We start from the raw sequence: 1,447 nt of genomic DNA on the forward strand, positions 1-1,447 counted from the left end.
GCTGCCTAATGCTTCTGTCAAGCGGCTTGGACCGGCCGATGGTCGAGACGGTAAGGCTGGCGGGTGCGCAACATGGCGTGCAGGACGTTGACCCGCCGGCGAGCGAGCGCAATCACGGCTTGTTGATGGGTCTTTCCTTCGCGGCGTTTCCGGTCGTAGTAGGCGCGGCTGACTCCGTCGGCGCTGGCCAGCGAGGAGAACGCCGATCGGTAGAGAACTCTCTTGAGGGATCGGTCACCGGTCATGGCTCGGCGCAGATATCGCACTTTTCCCGACTGCTGCATGACCGGGGCCAGGCCGGCGGCCGCGGCCAGATGGTCGCCCGTGGGGTAGCGGCTGATGTCGCCGGTCACGGCGACGAATTCGGCAGTCAGCGTCGCGCCCATGCCCGGAAGAGTTCTCACCAGCCTGGCGTCGGGGTGCTGCTCGACGAGCTCGCTGATGCGGGCATCGAGCTCGGCGAGTCGATCCCGGACAGCGAGGGCTTCACCGGCGAGTTCGCGCACGAGCTCGGCGCTCACCTCGGCGCCGGGGACCACGACACGCTGGCCCAGAGCGGCGGTGTGGGCGCGCTGCGCGAGTCGCTGCGCCCGGTCGTGACGGACCCCGCGGCGCAGCAGGTGCTCGGTGATGCGTCGCAGACCGGCCCCTCGCAGCTCCCGCGGCGAGGCGTAGCGAGCCAGCAGCAGCAGGTCGGCCTTGTTGGTCGGGTCGGTGCCCTTCTCCAGGCCGGGGAACGTGCGCACGAGGTGGTCACGCAGGTGCTGGACGCGCCGGGTCTGAGCGGTGACCAAGTCACCGCGGCGGCTGACCAGCAGTCGCAGCTGGACGATCAATTCGTCCTGGACCTCGACCGGATGCAGGTCTTCGCGCACCCGCACCTGATCGGCGATCACCCGCGCGTCGCGCGGGTCGCTCTTGTTCTCCCCACCACGGGTGGCTCGCCTCGAGCGGTTGACCAGCAGCCCCGGCACGTGCACACAGCCCAGCCCGGCCGCGCCGATCATCGCGGTCAGCAGACCCGCGACACCACCGAGGATGTCCACCCCGACCGTGACCGGACCACGGTCAGCAGCGAACGCTTTGAGCGTGTCCAAGATCGCGGCGATCTGCTCGGGACAATTCTCGACGCGGCGGTTGAGAAGTACCGACCCCGTGTCGGTATCGATGGCAACAGCCCAGTGAATCTTCTTCGCGACGTCGATCCCCACAGCGACCGGCACAGCGTTCCTCTCGTCGTTGACATACAGGAAGTGCAGCCTGATCTCGCCGACGACGCCCTACACAGCGATGGTCCGCTTTGCCTAATCAGTGGTCGAGAGCAGGGGGCAGAGCGGGGGGAACAGCAGCCTACGGCCATTGACGGCAGCTCTGATGGAAGCCATCCCCGCTCCGCCTGCACACCCGGAGCCAACACCAGCTCCGGCCGCACCTCTGAAGGTAGGGC

Annotated in this window: 1 protein-coding gene; it reads right to left on the reverse strand. The window is 67.9% G+C overall.

Annotation, left to right across the window (positions count from 1 at the left end; genetic code table 11):
- Nucleotides 1-17: 17 nt before the first annotated feature.
- Nucleotides 18-1,223, reverse strand: a complete 1,206-nt coding sequence (locus AC2A1K_RS35590; protein WP_483901069.1) for an IS110 family RNA-guided transposase — start codon at nt 1,221-1,223, stop codon at nt 18-20.
- Nucleotides 1,224-1,447 lie beyond the last annotated feature (224 nt).

The organism is Actinomycetospora sp. 2LY8.5 (assembly GCF_057180585.1).